Origin of the sequence: Paraburkholderia sp. RL17-381-BIF-C (assembly GCF_046026435.1) — a bacterium.
In the GTDB taxonomy this organism is placed as follows: Bacteria; Pseudomonadota; Gammaproteobacteria; order Burkholderiales; family Burkholderiaceae; genus Paraburkholderia.
On sequence record NZ_JARESX010000003.1, the window covers coordinates 245,023 to 260,667 of the forward strand.

The window sequence follows — 15,645 nt, forward strand, 5'->3', positions numbered from 1 at the left end:
CTCAGGCGTCCGTCACCGGCGCGCCGTAGTGCGGCGAATCCTTCTGCGCGACGTGAATCGTTCCACCCGCCAGCGTACGCAGCACCACATAGAACACAGGGGTCAGCATCAAGCCGAACAGCGTGACGCCGAGCATGCCGAAGAACACCGCGATACCCATTGCGTGACGCATCTCCGAACCCGCTCCGCTCGACAACACCAGCGGCACCACGCCCATGATGAAAGCGATCGACGTCATCAGAATCGGCCGCAGACGCAAGCGGCTCGCTTCGATCGCCGCGGAGAGCGGCGTATGCCCGTCGTGCTCCAGTTCACGAGCGAACTCGACGATCAGAATCGCGTTCTTCGCCGACAAACCCACCAGCACCATCAACCCGATCTGCGTGAAGATGTTGTTGTCGCCTCCCGTGAGCCACACGCCGGTCAGCGCGGACAGCACGCTCATCGGCACGATCAGGATCACCGCGAGCGGCAGCGTCAGGCTTTCATACAGTGCGGCGAGCACGAGGAACACGAGCAGCACGCTGATCGGGAACACCCACAAGCCTGCATTGCCGGCCAGAATCTGCTGATACGTCAGGTCGGTCCACTCCAGCTTCACACCGCGCGGCAAGACTTCTGCCGCCACGCGTTCGGCCGCCGCTTGCGCCTGCCCCGACGAGAAGCCGGGCGCCGGTCCACCGTTGATGTCGGCAGCCGTGTAGCCGTTGTAGCGGACCACCATTTCCGGACCGAACGTCGGCGTTACCGTAACCAGCGACGACAACGGCACCATGTCGCCCGCGGCATTGCGCGTCTTCAGTTGCAGGATGTCGTCGGCGCGTTGACGGAACGGCGCATCTGCCTGCACCCGCACCTGATACACGCGGCCGAAACGGTTGAAGTCGTTCACATACAGCGAGCCGAGATAGATCTGCATCGTGTTGAACACGTCCGTGACCGGCACGCCGAGTTGCTTGGCCTTCACGCGATCCAGGTCCACGTTCAATTGCGGCACGTTGATCTGATAACTGGAGAAGGTCGGGCCGAGTTCAGGCGTCTGCGCCGCCTTCTTCACGAACGCCTCCGCAGCCTTGTTCAACTCCGCGTAACCGAGCGCGCCGTGATCCTCCAACTGCATCTTGAAGCCGCCGAGCGTGCCGAGACCGAGCACGGGTGGCGGCGGGAACACCGCGACGAACGAATCCTTGATCGCACCGTATTGCTGGTTCAGCGCGCCGGCAATCGCACCGGCCGAGAGCTTTTTGTCGCCACGATCCTTGAAGGGCTTGAGCGTGACGAACACGATGCCCGCGCTGGAGCTATTCGTGAAGCCGTTCACCGAGAGTCCCGGGAACGCCACCGCGCTCTCCACGCCCGGCTGCTTCAGCGCAATTGCGCTCATGTCGCGGATCACTTTCTCCGTGCGATCGAGCGACGCACCGTTCGGCAATTGCGCGAAGGCAATCAGATATTCCTTGTCCTGCGCCGGCACGAAGCCGCCCGGCACCACACGCGAGATCAGCACGGTCGCGCCCAGCAGGATCGCGTACACCGCGAGCATCGCACCCTTACGGCGCAGCACGCCAGTCACGCCACGGCCATACTCGGTCGAACCGCGATGGAAGACCTTGTTGAAACGCTTGAAGAAACCGCCCAGCAGGCGATTCATCACGCGCGTCAGGAAGTCTTCCTTCGCGCCATGGCTGCGCAACAGCATCGCGGACAAGGCCGGCGACAGGGTCAGCGAGTTGAACGCGGAGATCACCGTCGAGATCGCGATGGTCATCGCAAACTGCTTGTAGAACTGGCCCGTCAAACCCGTCATGAACGCGAGCGGCACGAACACGGCAACCAGCGTGAGCGCAATGGCGATAATCGGCCCGCTCACTTCCTGCATCGCCTTGTACGTCGCGTCGCGCGCACTCAGCCCGTTTTCGATGTTCCGCTCGACGTTCTCGACCACCACGATCGCATCGTCCACCACGATCCCGATGGCGAGCACCATGCCGAACAATGACAACGCGTTGATCGAGAAACCGAACGCGAGCAGCAGCGAGAACGTCCCCACGATCGACACCGGCACGGCGATCAACGGAATGATCGACGCACGCCACGTTTGCAGGAACACGATCACCACGATCACCACCAACGCAATCGCTTCGAGCAGCGTATGCACGACCGCCTCGATACTCGAACGCACGAACTGCGTCGGGTCGTAGACGATCTTGTATTCGACGCCCGCCGGCATGTCTTCCGCGAGTTCCTTCATCGCGGAGCGCACCTGATCGGAAATCGCCAGCGAGTTCGCACCCGGCGCCTGGTTGATGGCGAGCGCCACCGCCGGCTTGTTGTCGAGCAGCGAACGCAGGCCGTATTCCGAGGCCGCGAGTTCGATTCGCGCGATATCTTTCAGGTAGGTCACGCCGCCGTCCGGCGTGGTCTTGACGATAATGTCGCCGAATTCACCCTCGGTCTTCAGACGGCCGCGCGCATTCACCGACAACTGCAACTGCGTGCCCGGCACCGAAGGCGATGCGCCGATCACACCAGCCGCCACCTGGATGTTCTGCTCACGGATCGCGTTGACCACTTCGGTCGCCGTCAAACCGCGTTGCGCCACTTTCTGCGGATCGAGCCACACACGCATCGCGTAGTCGCCCGAACCCCACAACTGCACTTCGCCGACACCCTGAATCCGCGCGAGCCGATCCTTGACGTTCAACAGCGCGTAATTGCGCAGATACGTCATGTCATAGCGATTGTTCGGCGAGATCAGGTGGACCACCATGGTCAGCGTGGGCGAGCTCTTGATCGTCGTGACGCCGAGACGCTGCACGTCTTCCGGCAGGCGCGGCAGCGCCTGGTTGACGCGGTTCTGCACGAGCTGCGTCGCGAGGTCCGGATTGGTGCCGAGCTTGAAGGTCACCGTGAGCGTGAGATTGCCGTCGCTATTCGCTTGCGACTGCATGTACAGCATGTTCTCGACGCCATTGATCTGCTCTTCGAGCGGCGAGGCGACCGCCTCGGCGATCACCTTCGGATTCGCACCCGGATACTGCGCGTGCACCACCACCGAAGGCGGCACGACTTCCGGATACTCCGAGATCGGCAGCTTGAAGAGCGAAATCACGCCCGCCAGCAGGATCAATACCGATAGCACGCCGGCAAAGATCGGCCGATCGATGAAGAATTTGGATATGTTCATTGGAAGCTCTTAACGTTGGAGCATGCGCCGCGCAGTCAGGCCACGGCGCGCGAGGCTCACGAGTTCTTGTCCGCTTTGGTGCGCGTCTGCGCTTGCGCCTGTGGCTGCGCTTTCGGCTGCGATTGCGTCTGTGCAAGCGGCGCGCTGTTCGGATCCTGATCGGTCGTCATGGGCACCATATGGGCGCGCACCGCATCGCCAGGACGCACACGCTGGATGCCGTTCACGACGATCCGGTCGGTGGCTTTCAGGCCGCCCTTGACCACACGCAGATTGCCCTGCATGCCGCCTACCGCGATCTCGCGATAGACGACGTGATTGCCCGCGTCCACCACCAGCACGAATTTCTTGTCCTGATCGGTGCCCACCGCGGCGTCGTCGATCAACAGCGCAGGGTGCGGTTCGCTGCCGCCGACCTTCACGCGCGCATACAGACCGGGAATCAGCGCACCATCCTGGTTGTCGAAACGCGCGCGCACGCGGATCGTGCCCGACGAGGTGTCGAGCCGGTTGTCCACCGACTCGATCACGCCGCTGCGCGAGTAGCCGCTCTCGTCCGCGAGACCGAGTTCCACCGGCACCTTGCTGCCGTCTTTCGCGCGGCTCAGGTATTGCAGATAGGTCTGTTCGTCCGCGTCGAACGACGCGTAGATCGGCGAAACCGACACCAGCGTGGTGAGCGGCGCCGCGCTGGCGCCCGCCGAAATCACGTTGCCCACCGTGATTTCCGCACGCGAGACGCGGCCCGACACCGGCGCGACGATCTTCGTGTAGCCGAGATTGATGCGGGCGGTTTCGAGCGCGGCTTGCGCGGCCTTCAGGTTCGCGCTCGCTTCACGCGCGGCGTTCTGCTTCTCGTCGTAGTCGCGCTTGGCGATCGCGTTGTCGGCGATCAAACGTTGCGCGCGCTCCCAGTCGCTTTGGGTGTAGCCCGTGCGTGCCTGCGCGGCGGCAAGCTGCGCTTCGGCGCGATCCACTTCGGCGGCATACGGACGCGGGTCGATAACGAACAGCGTGTCGCCTTTCTTCACGAGCGCGCCGTCCTTGAAGTTGACGGACACGATGGTGCCCGGCACCTGCGATCGCACGTCCACTTTCTCGACGGCTTCGAGACGGCCCGAATAGCTTTGCCAATCGGTGATGGTTTTCTGCACGACGGTGGCGACATCGACTTCCGGCACGATGGTCGGCGCGGCGGGCGAACTCGCATCCACGCGGATCGCGCCGAACGTGCCCAGCCCGGCCACGGCGATGACGACGAGTGCGGCAATCGCCACACGGCGACGGGAAAGAGGAAGGATAGTCATGTGAAGCTCCCGGTATCGTTGATCAAAGTTCTACTTGTTTCCGCTTGTTTCTGTTCTATCGATGGGCGCGCGCGTCGAAACGCCACTGAAAAAATCGCACCGCTTCCTGCAAGGCGGGCGGATGATCGGCCAACGCGGCATGCGACACACTCGGATAGCGGACCACCTGGGTCAGCACTCCGGCGTCGATCAGACTGCTGGCGTATTTCTCCGCTTCCACGTGCAGCACGTCGTTTTGCGCCGTCGCGATCAGCGTGGCGGGCAGCCCCGCGAGGCGCGACGATTCGAGCGGCGCGGCATACGGATGCATGCGCTGCGACGCTTGCGGCAGATACGCGCGATAACACGCCGCGCACTCTTTCGCGGTAATGTCCGAACCGAGGCGCTTTTCGTCACCCAGGCGCGTGAGGCTCGGATCGAGCATCGGCCCGAACAGCGCCTGCGCGGAAATGCGCACGTCGCCACGATCGCGCGCAATAAAGGCGAGGCAATTGGCCAGCTGCCCGCCCGCATCGTGACCGGCCACGCCCACCTTCTTGCTGTTGCCGCCGAATGCACGCGCTCGCGTTTGCACCCATAGCGCCGCGCGGTGCGCGTCTTCAGGCGCGGCCGGAAACGGAAACTGCGGCGCGAGCGAGTAGCCCACCGACACGACGAGAGCCGGTAAGTGTTCTGCGAAATAACGCGAGGCGTAATCGGCCTGTTCGATCGATCCCTTCGTAAATCCACCACCGTGGAAATAAAGCAGTACCGGCAATGCGGTTTTTTTTGCCTGCCGGTACAGGCGTAACGTGATGTCCTGCGCGTGTCCTTCGATCTGCACGTCAGTGACTTCCAGTGCCGTGCTGTCGGCCTCTGCCGGCTCGCTGCCGGTGGGCACGAAGGAGTACGGCGGTTTAAATGCTTCCATGTCGAGCCGCGCAATGCGCATAGAACTTCAATGGTGCGAATTGTGGGTTCAGCAGACTCGTAAATAAATGCCTATAATCCGGCAACACAATTCGGCGCCCCTGAACAATCGAATGCGATTGTCTGCGGATTCGCGGTGGAGTCCATTCCTGCTCGGTGCGCCCGCCCCTATTGGAGGTCTGCAATGGACCGGCTTCAGGCCATGCAAGTGTTCACACGTGTCGTCGACACCAACAGCTTTACCCGCGCAGCGGAAACGCTCGACCTGCCGCGCGCATCGGTTACCACGATTATTCAGAACCTCGAAGCGTTCCTCGGCACGCGTCTGATGCATCGGACCACGCGGCGCCTGTCGCTCACGCCGGACGGCGCGGCGTACTACGAACGCTGCGTGCGCATCCTCGCTGACGTTGAAGAAACCGAGGCCAGTTTTCAGAGCGGCAATAAAAAGCCGCACGGCAAGCTGCGCATCGACATGCCGGGGTCGATTGGCCGCTTGCTGGTGATTCCTTCGCTGTGTGAATTCCACACGCGCTATCCGGACATCGACCTGCAACTCGGCCTGACGGACCGGCCGGTGGATCTATTGCAGGAAGGCGTGGACTGCGTGGTGCGGGTTGGCGCGCTACAGGATTCCTCGCTAGTGGCACGCCGTATCGGTTTGTTCGAGGGCGTGACCTGCGCGGCCCCCGATTACATCGGGCGCGCGGGCATGCCCACTTCGCTCGAAGACCTGGAGAATCACAAAGCAGTCAATTACTTTTCGAGCCGCACGGGGCGCACGCTCGATTGGGCCTTCATGGTTGACGGCAAAGAAGTCGAAGTGAAAATGAAGAGCATCGTGTCGGTGAACGACGCCGATGCCTACGTGACGTGCGGGTTGGAAGGCTTCGGCCTGATTCAGCCGGCGCTCTTCATGGTGCTGCCGCATCTGCGTTCGGGCCAACTGGTGGAAGTCCTGCCGGAGCTGAAACCTTTGCCGATGCCGATTTCCGCAGTCTATCCGCACAGCCGGCATCTGTCGCCTAAAGTCCGCGTTTTCGTAGACTGGATCGCGGAGTTGTTCGACCGTTGTCCATTGCTGAGCGGACGCGGCAGTCTCGACGCAACCTGTACGATGCGCACTTTCGAAGAACGCGAGTCGGCACCGAGTCTCGACACGCCGGTGATAACGGAATGGGTCGCGTGATCGACTCGGCTTGAAGTACAGATTCTGAAACAGTGAATTCCAACCGCGGCTCTAATGCCGCGGTTTGCTTATCCAGCACCGTAATTACTACGGTTTAACGCAGCGTTTTCGCGATTGTTCTGGAAACACGACAATTCATTTCGCGAAAGTGCGATTTATCCGCCCTGCCTCAAAGTCTACATTTCACCCTGTCGCAGCGCCGCTAGTGCTGCAAACGAATCGACAGGAGTGAATCATGAAACGCAATCTCTTGGCAGGCCTGGCTCTTTCGCTGCTCGCGAGCGCTCCGGTGTTTGCCCAAAGCAGCAGCGGCGGCATTGGCCGCGCCGGCACTTATGAAACACAACCCACGCCGACCACCAGCGCGAAAACGCGTGAAGAAGTGAAGGCGGAACTCGTCGCGGCCTATCGCGATGGTTCGCTGCCCGCGCTGAATCGCACGACGTATCCGAACAAAGGCCTGATCGGTCAGACGCAGGCTGCGCGGATCGCACTGCAGGAAGGCAGGAGCGGCGACGTCACACGCGTGGCCAACGGACAGTAAAACGAACCTGTTGCAATGATTCGGTTTCCAAAAGAAATAGTCATTGCGGCGCTTTCATGCACTCTTCAAAAAGGAGCACATCATGACCCCCTCTGAACTCGACCATTGGGATACCGACACGCCAGTGTGGACGCCGTACCGCGCGCCGCAACACTAAATGTCGAAAGTAGCGGCACGTACCCGCGGATCCTGTCCGCGGGTACACACGCATTTGAAGACGCCTAGCGCTTGGGCACGCCGTCGCGCCACTCGCCCCAATGGGTGGCGATGTCCTGCACGAGCGGATTGCCCGAGAGGAACAGGTTCTGGATAGCGATCGTAAAGCCGCCTTGCGCAGCGTAGTTCAGCAGGTTGTCCGCGCTCGTCTGTCCATCGTACGGGCGGTCGAAATCGGAGCCGGCCCGCAGCACGGCGACGCGATTCAAATCCACCTTATGGACCGAGGCCGCGCGTTTGAGCGCCTCGTAAGTGGCGTTATCCTCCTGCTGCGTCGTGCAGTAGACGCCCTTGCCATCGGTCAGGATCTTGGTCCAGTCGCGCGCGCGCTGCCCGAGCAACGTGCCTGACCACCAGGTATCGCCTGCCAGCGTGTCGCACTGAATCACAGTGGGCGGCCGATTGGCGGGCGCATACGAATACTTGGCCCGCGCGGCCTGAGCCTGCACGTTATCGGACAATGTCACGCTACGGGACAAGGCGAACGCCGTATCCGCGAGCCGGGTGTTCAACTGGAATACTTCAGTGCGGTAGTCGAGCGGCGGCTTGGCGGTAGGACTCGTGGTATTGATGCCGAGGTAGCCTGTCGTCCAGCCAGGTGGAATTTCACGCCCGTCTATCTCCCACTGAATCCCGAAGTCGACCAGATACTTCGCCCATGCTGCGGACCCGACCGTTCCCTGCTGCGGATCGATCCCCGCAATACCGGCCACCATGAAGTAGGTATGCCGCAAATCGAAACGCGGCGAGAACGTCAACGCCATGATCGACGCAGCAGCGTTGCTGTGCCCCATGCCGGTGGTCATCACGCACACGTCCTGCTTGTTGCAATGGACCGTCGGGTAATCGGGCGACAAACCGTCCACGGCGATGTCGCGCCAGGGCCCGAGGTTGTCGAGCCACACCTGCCCTTCCGGCCCGAACATTGAAATGATCATCACCTTGACGGGCCGCCCTCGCGAGCCGCCGTCGTCATGCGAGAAACCGTCGTTGTCGTCCGCACTGGCCGGTCCGGACGAAAAGGCCGCACATGCCGCGAGTGTAATGGCGGCACTAGCGCCGAGTGAACGAGTCAGCATCGTGATCTTCCTTTTTTGCTTGTGATGCAGGTTGGGAGAGAGTGCTGCTTTCAAGCCGAAAGAAGTATAGGTGCGAAGAAATTATTTTCCACTACACGATGCACTATCGGTTCACGTTTCCGCACGCCGCCGGGCAGCTATGCGAATCGGCTCCGCACGCGCTTTTCGCCGTTTTCCTATAATCGGGCGTCCGCAGCGTGCCCGAGGGCAACTCACTCGGGCGCGCACCGCGTTTGTGCAGTTAACAGCAGGAGCACCACGATGGACTATGTGAAACTCGGCCGTACCGGCCTCGATGTATCGCGTCTTTGTCTCGGCTGCATGAGCTATGGTGTGCCGTCTCGCGGCACTCATCCCTGGTCGCTCGACGATGAGGCCGCGCGGCCCTTCATCAAGCAGGCGCTCGATCACGGCATCAATTTCTTCGATACCGCGAATGTCTATTCCGACGGCACGAGCGAGGAAATCGTCGGCCGCGCGCTGAAGGACTTTGCGAAGCGCGACGAGATCGTGCTCGCCACCAAGGTGAATAGCCGCATGCATCCGGGCCCGAACGGCGCGGGCCTGTCGCGCAAGGCCATCATGGCGGAAATCGATAACAGTCTCAGGCGCCTCGGCACGGATTACGTGGACCTGTACCAGATCCATCGGTGGGACTATGGCACGCCGATCGAAGAAACCATGGAAGCGCTGCACGATGTCGTGAAGGCCGGCAAGGCGCGCTATATCGGCGCATCGTCTATGTATGCGTGGCAGTTCGCGAAGGCGCTGCACGTGGCCGAGCGCAACGGCTGGACGCGCTTCGTGACGATGCAGAACTACGTGAATCTGCTCTACCGCGAGGAAGAGCGCGAAATGTTGCCGCTATGCGAGAGCGAGGGGATCGGTGTGATTCCGTGGAGCCCGCTCGCGCGCGGCCGCCTGACGCGTGACTGGAACACGGAAAGCGCGCGCTCCGAAACCGATGAATTCGGCCGTACGCTCTATGCGCACACGGAGGACGCGGATCGGCGGATTGTCGAACGGGTCAGCCAGATCGCCAACGAGCGCGGCGTGCCGCGCGCGCAAGTCGCGCTAGCGTGGGTGTTGCAGAAAAAGCCGATCACCGCGCCGATCGTCGGCGCAACCAAACTGCATCATCTCGACGATGCGGTGGCCGCGCTCTCATTGAACTTGAGCGCGGAGGAAATCGGCCGCCTCGAGGAGCTGTACGTGCCGCACGCGGTGACCGGGTTCAAGTAAGCGGCGCGCGTGCCGCTCAAACGCGCGGCACGTCCGGTTCGAAAAACACCCAGCGGACTTGTGGGAACGTCGCCTGCAAGTCCTCTTCGATTACGTTGATCGCATCGATCATCGCGCGCCCGCTTGCGTAGTCAATCATTTCCGCCTGCACGGCCACCACGACATGCCGGCCCCATTGCAGCGTGATCATATTGATGATGCTGCGAATCTCGCTGCGCCCGCGCAGATGCGCCTCGATCGCGCGCCGCACCTCGGGGCTCGCCGATTCGCCGACGATCATCGACTTTACTTCGCGCGCCACCAGCCATGCGATCAACATCAGCAGCAGGCCGACGCCGATAGAGCCCAGCGCGTCATAGACCGGATTGCCGGTCACGAGCGTAAGCAGCACGGCGGCGAAGGCCATCGCCAGGCCCGCGAGCGCGGCGATGTCCTCGCCCGCCACCACGAGCAGTTCGGACTCGCGCGTCTCGCGGAACCAGCGCCACATGTTCTTGTCGGGATGCGTCTTGCGGATTTCCTTCACCGCGCCCCACAGGGAAAGCGCCTCGAGGACCACGGACACCCCGAGCACTACCAGCGCCACATACGCATACTGCAGAGGCTCGTGCACGAACAGACGATGCACGCCCTCATAGACCGAGAACGCGCCGCCGACAAAGAACAACAGCAGCGCGACCAGCAGCGAATAGAAGTTGATCTCGCGCCCGCTGCCCATGGGATGCAGCGGGCTCGCCGGCTTACGCGCTTCGCGCAGTCCGAATAGCAGCAGCAGTTGATTGCCGCAGTCGGCGGTCGAGTGAATGGCCTCGGCGAACATCGAGCCGGAACCGGTGAATGTGGCAGCAGCGAACTTACAGATGGCGATGCCGAGGTTGGCGGCGAGCGCATAGAAAATGGCTTTCGGCGATTCTTCTTTCATCGTCGTGGCGGGCGTCCGTGAGTTTGCAAAGAGCTTTCGGTTGGCAACAGCCCGTATTATGGCCATGCCGGGCGCCATGCGTCCAACCCCGGTGCGATTTGCACCGTGCCCCTGCCTGTACTCGAGAACGCCGCCTTTGGCGCGCCGAATGCCGCGTCAGACTCTTTCGAGCGCCGCCATTTCGCGCACGATCACCAGCAACATCGAAAGGCTCGCGCCGCCCGTGGCCCGCAGATCCGCCAGCAGTCGTGCGTAGCGCTCCAGTTGCGCGATGCGCTTCTCACGCCATGCTTCGACGAGTGCGTCCAGTGTGGATGCTTCGTCGGCACCGGCTAGTGCGCTCGTGGTCAACGCGCGTTTGAGACGCGCGAGTTCGGCCAGCGCTGTCGCGCGCGCCAGCATGTCCCAGTGCGTGGGCACCGGCAAAGCAGCCGCGCGCTCGCTGATCCAGCTGGAATTGAGCAGCGTGCCGAGCGCGAAATACACGCCCGCCACCAGTTCGAGGCTGCGCCCGCAGGTCGACGCGACTTCGGCGATGTCGAGCAACGCGGCGGAGATTTCGCCGCTCGCGATCCGCACCGCCAGTTCACTATCCACGCCAGCATCCACGAACACGCGCTGCCGTTCGGAGAGCGCTTCGAGGTCGGCGCCCGGCAACAGCGCCGGCCATTGCGGCGCGAGGCGTTGCGCTGCGTCGCGGCAGCGCGCGAGCAGGCCGGCCACGTCGCCTGCGTTGACCGCGCCCGACTGCAATTGCCGCAGGAACCACAACGCGGAACGCTCTACCAGGCGCGCGACTTCGACGAACATGCGCGCCTGAACGTCGTCGGCAACGCGGTTGTCGAGCGCGTCGATACTGCGCCAGACGTGGTCGAGATCGAACACGTCGCGCGCCATGATGCAGGCTCGCACGATGTCACCTGGCTGGGCGTCGGTTTCTTCCATCAGCCGGTGCACGAATTCGCAGCCCACCCGATTCACCAGGGCATTGGTCAAATGCGTCGCGAGAATTTCGCGGCGCAGCGGGTGGCGTTGCATCGGCACGCTAAAGCGCTGCCGCAGCGGCTTCGGAAAATACTCCACCAGCATGTCGGCGACGAGCGGGTCTTCGGGCATCGACGAGTCGAGCAACGCGTCGTACAGCCACATCTTGCTGTACGCGAGCAGCACCGCGCGCTCCGGCGTGGTGAGCCCCTGTTTCGCGGCCTGCCGCTCGGCGACTTCCTCATCGGTCGGCAGAAACTCGATGACGCGATTCAGACGCCCGGTCCGTTCGAGGTAGCGCATCAGGCGCGCTTCCGCGTCGAGCAATTCGACGCCGTAACGGCCGGCGATCGACAGCGCCTGCGTCTGGTAGTAGTTGTCCTGCAATACGAGCAGGCCGACCTCGTCGGTCATTTCAGCGAGCAGCGCGTTGCGCTGCTTCTCCGTCATCTCGCCGTCGGTCACGACCAGTCCCAGCAGAATCTTGATGTTGACCTCGTGATCCGAGCAGTCGACGCCCGCGGAATTGTCGATCGCATCGGTATTGATACGGCCGCCACGCTGCGCGAATTCGATGCGCCCGAGTTGCGTCAGACCGAGATTCCCGCCTTCGGCCACGACCTTACAACGCAAGTCGGCACCGTTGACGCGTATCGCGTCGTTGGCGCGGTCGCCGACCTGCAGATGCGTTTCGCGGCTCGCTTTCACATAGGTGCCGATACCGCCGTTGTACAGCAGATCGACCGGCGCCTGCAGAATCGCGCGCATCAATTCAGCGGGCGCGAGCGCCGGTGCGCTGATGCCGAGCACCGACTGCACGGCCGGCGAGAGCGGAATCGTCTTGGCGCTGCGCGGAAACACGCCGCCACCCGCCGAGATCAACGCAGGATCGTAGTCGGCCCAACTCGAACGATCGAGGATGAACAATCGCCCCCGTTCGGCAAGACTGACCGCCGGATCAGGACTCGGATCGAGAAAGATATGCCGATGATCGAACGCGGCCACCAGCTTGATATGCGGCGACAGCAGCATGCCGTTGCCGAACACGTCGCCCGACATGTCGCCGACGCCCACCACCGTGAAGTCCATGGTCTGGGTATCCACGCTCATTTCGCGGAAGTGCCGCTTGACCGACTCCCATGCGCCGCGCGCCGTGATGGCCATTTTCTTGTGGTCGTAACCGACCGAGCCGCCCGATGCGAACGCGTCGTCGAGCCAGAAGCCATATTCCTGCGAGATCGCGTTCGCGTAGTCGGAGAAGGTGGCCGTGCCTTTGTCGGCGGCGACCACCAGATAGGGATCGTCGGGATCGTGACGCACCACGTCGGGCGGCGGCACCACGGCCGTGCCCGCGAGGTTGTCGGTCAGATCGAGCAGGCCGCGCAGGAAGGTCTGATAGCACGCGATGCCTTCGCGCATCCACGCGTCGCGTTCGGTTTGCGGCGGCGGATTCTTCACCACGAAGCCGCCTTTGGAACCCACCGGCACGATCACCACGTTCTTCACCATCTGCGCCTTCATCAGGCCGAGCACTTCCGTGCGAAAGTCCTCGCGCCGGTCCGACCAGCGCAAACCACCGCGCGCCACGCGTCCGCCGCGCAAATGCACGCCTTCAACGCGCGGCGAGTAGACCCAGATTTCGAACATCGGTTTCGGTTCGGGCAAGCCGGGCACGAGCGCAGGGTTGAACTTGAAGGACAGATACGGTTTTGGATGACCGTCCGCGTCGAAGCGATAGTAGTTCGTGCGCTGTGTCGCCTTGATCACGCCGAGAAACTGCCGCAGTATCCGGTCTTCGTCGAGATTCGGCACCTGATCGAGCGCGCTGTCGATCGTGTGCAGCCAGCCGTCGACGCGCGCCTCGCGCGTTTCGCCCAACACCGGGTCGAAGCGGGCCACGAACAACTCGACCAGCATCCGCGCAATGGCCGGATTGCCAGTCACCGCGCGTTCGATATAGGCATCGCTGAAGGTCGATCCCACTTGCCGCAGATATTTGGCGTAGGCACGCAGTATCGTTACCTCGCGCGCATTCAGTTGCGCCCGCAAGACGAGGCGATTGAAGTCGTCGCTCTCGATCGCTCCGGTCCATACCTGCTCGAACGCTTCTTCAAAGAGATCCTTGACACGTTCGATATCGAATTCCGCGTCGTCGGCGAGTTCGAGGCCGAAGTCGTGAATCCACGCCGGCGTCGCGCCCAATGCCTCGATCAGATAGGGGCGCTCTTCATCCACGCGTACGCCGAGGTGTTCGAGCATCGGCAAACTGCGTGACAGGGCGATCGGCAGACCCGCGCGATACACCTTGAAGCGGAATGCACGCGGACCCGATTCGATTGGGCGGTACAGGTTCATGGCGAGCCGCTCGCTGCCTTGCACGCGTTCGATCAATTCGATATCGCGCACCGCCGTGCGGGCCGGATAATCGTCGCGATAGCCGGCTGGGAACGAATCGCCGTAGTGTTGCAGCAAGCGGTTGCCCTGCTCTTCGCCGAAAGCGTCGAGCAACGCATCGGCGAGATCGTCCTGCCAGCGGCGCGCGACCTGCACGAGCCGCGCTTCCAGCTCGCGCGTATCGACATTGGGCATACCGCCTGGCTTCGCATGCACGACGAAGTGAATGCGCGCGAGCGTCGACTCCGAAAGCAGCGGCGTAAACTCGACGCTCTCGCCGTTGAACGCGTCGGCCAGTAGATTGGCAATACGCTGGCGCAGATCGGTGTTGTACTTGTCGCGCGGCACGAACACGAGGCACGACACGAAACGGTCAAAACGGTCTCGCCGCACGAACAGACGCGTGCGCTGATGTTCCTGCAAGCGCAGCACACCCAGCGCGATGTCGTAGAGCTGATCCTCTTCGGCCTGAAAAAGCTCGTCGCGCGGATAGGTTTCGAGCACCGTGAGGAGCGATTTCGCGAGATGACCTTTTGCCAGGAAACCGGCACGCCGCACAATATTCGCGCATTTGCGCCGCACGATCGGAATTTCCGAGGCCGACACGAAATACGCGGTGGACGTATAGAGACCGATGAAACGCCGCTCGCCGGTCACCTTGCCGTTGGCATCGGTCAGCTTGATGCCGACATAGTCCAGATAGCCCGGCCGGTGCACAGTGGCCCGCGAATTGGCCTTCGTGAGAAAGATCGGCGACGTAGCGGAAATGATTTCGACCGCAGCCGGCGGCAAAGGCGTGACTTCGGCGGTGGCGACGGGCCGTAGCGCGTCGCGCAGAATGCCCAGGCCCGAGCCCGGCACCGCGCGCAGACCGTAGCCGATATCGTGCTGCACCAGTTCGTAATCGCGCTGGCCGAGAAAGGTGAAATGATCGGCCACCATCCATTCGAGAAACGCGCGCGCTTCCAGACCTTCCGGGCCCGCCTCACCGGCTTTCATGCCTTTGATCGTGCTGCGCGCGAGTTCGACGATTTTCGGCCAGTCTTCCACCGCCGCCCGCACGTCGCGCAATACCCTCGCGATGTCATCGCGCAGCGCGTCGAGTTTTGCGGCATCGCCGCAACGGTCCACTTCGAAGTGGATGAACGAGGTCAGCTGCGAACGCGTGTCAGTGGCTTCTTCAGCGCCCTGGCTCACCCGCGCGATGCTGCCGTCGGGCGCACGCCAGATACGAAACACCGGATGCACGACGGAATGCAGCGCGAGGCCATGCCGGTTGACCGCCATCGACACCGAATCAACCAGAAACGGCATGTCGTCATTGACGATCTCGATCACCGTGTGATCGGAGTGCCAGCCATGCTGTTCGAGAATCGGGTTATAGACGCGCAAGCGCTCGGCGCCGGGTACGAAGCGCTGCGCCGTTTGCCAGTGCGCGAGTGCCGCGCCGTAGAGATCGGCGATCGAACGGCTTTGCAGATCGTCGGCGTCGACGAAATCGTAGTAGTGCCGCAGAAAAGGCTCGACGACCTTGAAGGTGGGTTCGGGCAGGCGCCCTCGCGCAAATTCGACGACATCGTTCAGCAAGTGCGTGACAGCTTCTTCGTTCTTTGCTTGCATGATCAACTCCCCGGCTGGAGGCAATGGCGAGTATCGCTTGATTCGCATGCAT

The 15,645-nt window shown here is 62.4% G+C and carries 9 protein-coding genes; 3 read left to right on the plus strand and 6 right to left on the minus strand.

Features of this window, described 5'->3' with window-relative positions; genetic code table 11:
- Window position 1: 1 nt before the first annotated feature.
- From P0D70_RS04075 to P0D70_RS04085, 3 genes are read right to left on the minus strand one after another with little or no spacing between them, the layout of a single operon-like run.
- Window positions 2–3,187 carry an efflux RND transporter permease subunit gene (locus P0D70_RS04075; protein WP_408182842.1) on the minus strand — a complete coding sequence of 1,062 codons (3,186 nt, stop codon included), beginning with the start codon at window positions 3,185–3,187 and terminating at the stop codon, window positions 2–4.
- 56 nt (window positions 3,188–3,243) lie between these two features.
- Window positions 3,244–4,494, minus strand: coding sequence for an efflux RND transporter periplasmic adaptor subunit (locus P0D70_RS04080; RefSeq protein ID WP_091807283.1), 1,251 nt, complete (start codon window positions 4,492–4,494; stop codon window positions 3,244–3,246).
- A gap of 55 nt (window positions 4,495–4,549) precedes the next feature.
- Entirely contained in the window at window positions 4,550–5,404 is an 855-nt protein-coding gene (locus P0D70_RS04085) for an alpha/beta hydrolase (RefSeq protein WP_091809182.1), read from the minus strand.
- Between the two features lie 183 nt (window positions 5,405–5,587).
- Here P0D70_RS04085 and P0D70_RS04090 point away from each other — a divergent pair, with 183 nt between their 5' ends.
- Complete coding sequence (locus P0D70_RS04090; RefSeq protein WP_091807280.1) at window positions 5,588–6,592, plus strand: LysR family transcriptional regulator; 1,005 nt, start codon at window positions 5,588–5,590, stop codon at window positions 6,590–6,592.
- 235 nt (window positions 6,593–6,827) lie between these two features.
- On the plus strand, window positions 6,828–7,136 hold the full coding sequence (locus P0D70_RS04095; RefSeq protein ID WP_408182851.1) for a DUF4148 domain-containing protein: 309 nt from the start codon (window positions 6,828–6,830) through the stop codon (window positions 7,134–7,136).
- Between the two features lie 221 nt (window positions 7,137–7,357).
- Here P0D70_RS04095 and P0D70_RS04100 read toward each other — a convergent pair whose 3' ends face one another.
- Window positions 7,358–8,431: a purine-nucleoside phosphorylase gene (locus tag P0D70_RS04100; RefSeq protein WP_091807276.1), complete on the minus strand. Its 1,074-nt coding sequence runs from the start codon at window positions 8,429–8,431 to the stop codon at window positions 7,358–7,360.
- 261 nt (window positions 8,432–8,692) lie between these two features.
- Between P0D70_RS04100 and P0D70_RS04105 the strand changes: the two genes are divergently transcribed.
- Entirely contained in the window at window positions 8,693–9,673 is a 981-nt protein-coding gene (locus tag P0D70_RS04105; protein WP_408182854.1) for an aldo/keto reductase, read from the plus strand.
- Window positions 9,674–9,689: 16 nt separating this feature from the next.
- Here P0D70_RS04105 and P0D70_RS04110 read toward each other — a convergent pair whose 3' ends face one another.
- Window positions 9,690–10,595: a cation diffusion facilitator family transporter gene (locus P0D70_RS04110; protein ID WP_408182857.1), complete on the minus strand. Its 906-nt coding sequence runs from the start codon at window positions 10,593–10,595 to the stop codon at window positions 9,690–9,692.
- 156 nt (window positions 10,596–10,751) lie between these two features.
- Complete coding sequence (locus P0D70_RS04115; RefSeq protein WP_408182859.1) at window positions 10,752–15,593, minus strand: NAD-glutamate dehydrogenase; 4,842 nt, start codon at window positions 15,591–15,593, stop codon at window positions 10,752–10,754.
- Window positions 15,594–15,645: the final 52 nt, after the last annotated feature.

Excerpts from the sequence above, each read along its gene's own strand:
- P0D70_RS04100 (WP_091807276.1), bottom strand. The coding sequence starts at position 8,431 with ATGCTGACTCGTTCACTCGGCGCTAGTGCCGCCATTACACTCGCGGCA.
- P0D70_RS04085 (WP_091809182.1), bottom strand. The coding sequence starts at position 5,404 with ATGGAAGCATTTAAACCGCCGTACTCCTTCGTGCCCACCGGCAGCGAG.
- P0D70_RS04075 (WP_408182842.1), bottom strand. The coding sequence starts at position 3,187 with ATGAACATATCCAAATTCTTCATCGATCGGCCGATCTTTGCCGGCGTG.
- P0D70_RS04115 (WP_408182859.1), bottom strand. The coding sequence starts at position 15,593 with ATGCAAGCAAAGAACGAAGAAGCTGTCACGCACTTGCTGAACGATGTC.
- P0D70_RS04090 (WP_091807280.1), top strand. The coding sequence starts at position 5,588 with ATGGACCGGCTTCAGGCCATGCAAGTGTTCACACGTGTCGTCGACACC.
- P0D70_RS04095 (WP_408182851.1), top strand. The coding sequence starts at position 6,828 with ATGAAACGCAATCTCTTGGCAGGCCTGGCTCTTTCGCTGCTCGCGAGC.
- P0D70_RS04105 (WP_408182854.1), top strand. The coding sequence starts at position 8,693 with ATGGACTATGTGAAACTCGGCCGTACCGGCCTCGATGTATCGCGTCTT.
- P0D70_RS04110 (WP_408182857.1), bottom strand. The coding sequence starts at position 10,595 with ATGAAAGAAGAATCGCCGAAAGCCATTTTCTATGCGCTCGCCGCCAAC.
- P0D70_RS04080 (WP_091807283.1), bottom strand. The coding sequence starts at position 4,494 with ATGACTATCCTTCCTCTTTCCCGTCGCCGTGTGGCGATTGCCGCACTC.